This is a genomic window from Streptomyces sp. NPDC002690, from assembly GCF_053592415.1.
On sequence record NZ_JBSFVR010000477.1, the window covers coordinates 1 to 4797 of the forward strand.

Annotated in this window: 2 protein-coding genes; both read right to left on the reverse strand. The window is 72.5% G+C overall.

Annotated elements, in window-relative coordinates; genetic code table 11:
• Positions 1 to 42: 42 nt before the first annotated feature.
• Positions 43 to 4212, reverse strand: coding sequence for a non-ribosomal peptide synthetase (locus ACWD3D_RS33615; RefSeq protein ID WP_451464502.1), 4170 nt, complete (start codon positions 4210 to 4212; stop codon positions 43 to 45).
• Positions 4209 to 4797 (reverse strand): phosphopantetheine-binding protein (locus tag ACWD3D_RS33620; RefSeq protein WP_451464503.1); only part of this gene is annotated, 589 nt, incomplete at its 5' end. The genes ACWD3D_RS33615 and ACWD3D_RS33620, both read right to left, overlap by 4 nt.

Here is a 4797-nt window from a genome sequence, read left to right on the forward strand (position 1 = left end):
AGCCATGAGGGATCGACTCCTAGCCGTGCGATCTCGCTTCGGTCAGACCCCGGTCCCGGCGACCTGCTCCGGAGGTCCCGTCTCCCCGTGGAACCACCACGCCGCGTCCGGGGTCCGCTCCGGCAGCGACGCGGTGGCATCCTCGCGCAGGGCGCGGTGCACCGTGGTGACCGCCTCGGCGACCTCCGTGGCCCGGTACTTGACGAAGAAGTGGCCGCCCTGGTCGATCACCGCGACCGCCGAGCGCTCGGCCAGCAGCAGCCACTCCCGGTAGCGCTCGGAATAGAAGTCGGCGGCCGGGTCGCGGTCGCCCACCAGCGACACCAGGGGTGCGCGCAGCCGTGGTGCTCCCGCCTCCACATCGGCGATCGCGCCGGTGAACCAGTCCTCCGCCGCCTGCGAGTCGCGGCGCATGTTGCCCACGATGAACGCGGTCTGATCGCGGTCGAGTTGGGAGGTGTCGACCCCCATCCCGGTGAGCCAGTTGACGTAGACCCGGTTTCCGAGCAGGGCCTCCAGGGAGGCGATCCGGCTCAGCGCGCCGAGCACGCGACCGCGCGGTCGCGCGAAGGGGAACTGCGCTCCGGCGTAGACCCCTTCGAGTTCCCGGCCCGACGCCTCCAGCAGGCGTGCCGTCGCCACCGCCAGAGCGGTGCCGACGCCGCAGTGCCCGTACACGATCAGGGGGCCCTCGACACGTTCCTCGATCTCGGCGGCGAGCTTCCTTGCCAGTTCTCCGAACGGCAGGTGCTCCTCGGTGACGCCGACGTCATGACCGGGTATCGCGACGGACCAGAGCTCGTGGTCGTCGGGAAGCAGGTCGGCGACGGGCTGGTAGACGACCGCGCTGCCGCCTCCGTACGGGACACAGACCACGGTGGCGCGCCGGCGCCCGGCAGGGACCTGGGGGGTCAGCCGGTGCAGCAGTCTGCGGGGGCCCCGGGCGTCCTCGGGCAGTTCCGCCAGCGCCGCCAGGTCTCTGACGGTCCGGCAGGTGAACAGGTCCATCACGCTGACCGGGCGGCCCCCGGCCTCCGGCAGCAGTGTCCGTGCCCGGGCCACGACCTGGGTGGCGAGCAGCGAGTGCCCGCCGAGGTCGAAGAAGTCCTCGTCCGCCCCGACCTCGTCCAGTCCGAGCACCTCGGCCCAGATCGCGGCGAGCACCCGCTCGGCGGGGCTCTCGGGTGCGAGGGCGGCTCCTGGGGCCCGGTGCAGCTCGGGCTTCGGCAGCGCCCGGCGGTCCAGCTTCCCGTTGGGGGTGAGCGGCAGGGCGGGCAGGGCGGTGAAGGAGACGGGCACCATGTAGTCGGGGAGCACGAGTTTGAGTTGTGCCCGCAGCGCCTGTGGATCGAGGCCGGCCGGTCCGTCCTCCGTGACGAGGTAGGCCGCCAGCCGCTTGTCCCCCGGGCTGTCCTCGCGTACGACGACGGCCGCCTCGGTCACGGCCGGCAGCGCGCGCAGGGCGGACTCGATCTCACCGGGCTCGATCCTGAGCCCGCGCAACTTGACCTGCTGGTCGATCCTTCCGAGGTGTTCCAGCGTCCCGTCGGGGCGGCGCCTGCCCAGGTCGCCGGTCCGGTAGAGCCGTGAGCCGGGCGGACCGTACGGGTCGGGGACGAAGCGGCTCGCGGTCAGGCCGGGTCGGCGGTGGTAGCCGAGGGCGACACCGGTCCCCCCGATGTGGATCTCGCCCGGGGCACCGGGCGGTACAGGCCGCAGCGCTCCGTCCAGGACGTACAGCCGGACGTTGTCGATCGGCCGCCCGATCGGCACCGTGTCCAGCACGCCCTCGCACTCCCACGAGGAGACGTCGACGGCCGCCTCGGTCGGGCCGTAGAGGTTCGCCAGCGCGCAGTCCGGCAGCAGGGCGCGGAAAGCACGTGCGGTGTCCGGCGGCAGCGCCTCGCCACTGCATACGACCCTCCGCAGCCCGGTGCACCGGCCGGCTCCCTCCTCGGCGAGGAAGAGCGGCAGCATCGAGGGGACGAAGTGGGCGACGGTGACGGGGACCGAACGGATCAGTTCCTGGAGATAGGCGGCGTCCTTCTGCCCGCCGGGGCGGGCCAGGACGAGACGCGCCCCGGTCATCAGGGGCCAGAAGAACTCCCAGACCGACACGTCGAACCCGGCCGGAGTCTTCTGCAGTACCCGGTCGTCGGGGCCGATCGGGTAGCTCCGCTGCATCCAGAGCAGCCGGTTCACCAGGGCACGGTGAGTGTTCGGTACTCCCTTCGGGCGGCCGGTGGAACCGGAGGTGTAGATCAGGTACGCCGGATCGTCCGGCTGCGGCCCCGCACCCCGACCCGTGGCGGGAGCGCTCCCACGATGTGCGTCGTCGTCCAGGTACAGCACAGCCGCATCGCAGACCTCGGGTACGGGAAGACCGCGCCGGGTGAGCAGGACGCGCGCTCCGCTGTCGGCGAGCATGAACTGGAGCCGCTCCGCCGGGTACTCGGTGTCCAGCGGGGTGTAGCAGGCGCCGGTACGCATCACGCCGAGCAGCGCGGTGACCAGGGCGTGCGAGCGTTCGGCGCTGACGGCGACCACGTCGCCGCGGGTGACTCCGGCCGCGATGAGCCGGCCGGCGATCCGGTCGGCGGCCTCGTCGAGTGCCGCGTAGGTGAGCGTGCCCTCGTCGCCGGTCACCGCCACCGCTTCGGGGGTACGCGCGATCTGCTCGTCGATCAGGGACACCAGGGTGGCGTCGGCCGGGAGTGCGACGTCGGTGGCGTTGAACTCCTCAAGCTCCAGCTCGCGTTCGGCGCCCGACAGGCCGTCCAGTTCGGACAGGGGCACGTCGGGGTGCTCGGTCACCGCGCGCAGCAGCCGGTCCAGGTGTCCCGCCATGCGGGCGACGTCCGCCTCGTCGAAGAGGTCGGTGTTGTAGTTGAAGGCTCCCCGCAGCCCGTCCGGCCACTCCATCAGGAACAGCTCGATGTCGAACCGCGTGCCGGCGGCCCGCAGGCCGTAGGTCTCCGCGTCCAACGCTCCCTTCGCGTCCCGCTGCTGTGCGGTCGCGTAGTTCTGAGCGGTCGCGTAGTTCTGTACGGCGAGCACGGCCTGGAACACCGGCGGCCTGGAGACGTCGCGCTCGACGCCCAGTTCGGTCACCAGCTGGGCGAACGGCAGTTCCTGGTGGGCGTAGGCCTCCAGGCAGGTCTCCCGCGTCCGCTCCAGCAGCGCGGCGAAGCCGGGATTCCCGTCGAGCCGGGCCCGCAGGGGCAGCACGTTGACGAACATGCCGACGAGGCCTTCGAGTTCGGGCTCCGGCCGGCCGGCCACCGGTGAGCCCACCGCGAAGTCGCGCTGTCCGCTGAAGCGGGCGAGGAGCACCTGGAAGGCGGCAAGCATCACCATGTGGACGGTGGCACCGTGGGCCTTGCCGAGAGCGGTGAGCCGGTCGAGCAGTCCTCGGTCCACCTGGAAGCCGTATCCGGCCCCGTCGAACGTCTGCCGGGCGGCCCGCGGCCGGGCGGTGGGCAGCACGAGGGGCTCCACGCCGGCCAGTTCCCGGGCCCAGTAGGCCACCTCTGCGGCCATCGCGTCCCCGCTCAGCCGGTCGCGTTGCCACAGCGCGAAGTCTCCGTACCTGACCGGGAGTTCGGGCAGCGGATCGGGGCCGCCCGCAGCCTGGGCCGTGTAGCAGCGCAGGATCTCGGAGATCAGGATCTCGCTGGACCAGCCGTCGCTGACACTGTGGTGCACCACGAGGAGCAGGATGTGCTCGTCGGGGGCGCACCGCACCAGAAGGGTCCGCAGCAGGGGGCCCGCCACGAGGTCGAAGGGCCGGGCTGCCGCCTCGTCCACCAGCCGTGCCGCGTGCGCCTCGTCGACCGCGTCGGCGACGGGCAGCGGAGCGGGCGCGGGCTCGGCGATCTCCAGGACGGGCCTGCCGTCGTCGGTCGCCGGGTACCGGGAGCGGAGGGTCTCGTGCCTGGCCACCACCATGTCCAGGGCGCGCTCCAGCGCCGCGTGGTCCAGTGGACCGCGCAGCCGCCGGGCCACCGGGATGTTGTAGGCGGCGGTGCCCGGTGCGTACTGCTCCATGAACCAGAGGCGTTCCTGGGCGAAGGAGAGCGGGGGTACCTCCCCGTCGTCCCGCCTGGGGACGACGGGCCGGGGCGCGGTGGTGAGGCCGGTCCGCAGCCGGCGGCTCAGCAGGGCGCGCTTGGCCTCCGAGAGGCCTGCGGAGGATGTGGTGGTTTCGCTCATGCGGGCGAACCGGTTCCTTCCAGGGAGTCGTCGCCGGCGGACAGGAGGCTCGCGACCTCGTCGTCCGTGAGGGCGTCGATTTCGGCCACCAGGGCGGCTTCCACCGCTTCGGCGAAGGCTGCGGCCGTCCGGTGTGTGAACAGGGTGCGCAGGGGGACGGTGAGTTCAGCGGTCGCCCGGATCCGGGCGATCACCCTGGTGGCGAGCAACGAGTGCCCGCCGAGGTCGAAGAAGTCGTCCATCGCCCCGACCCGGTCGATGCCGAGGACCTCGCGCCAGATGTCCGCGACGAGTTCCTCCGCCTCGGTGCGCGGGGCCACGTACGCCTCGCGCAGCGCGGGGCGCTGGTCGGGGGCGGGCAGGGCGGCGCGGTCGAGCTTCCCGTTGGGGGTGAGCGGCAGCCGCTCCAGGACGAGTACGGCGTTGGGTACCAGGTGTGCGGGGAGGGACGCGGCGAGCGCGGCACGCAGGGCGGAAGGGTCGAGGATCTCGCCGGAAGGAGCAGGCGGGGCTTGGAGCCGAAGTAGCCCGAGGCGCCGATGGCGAGCAGGGTGACGAGGGCCGAGTAGGCGATCAGCGGCGGGG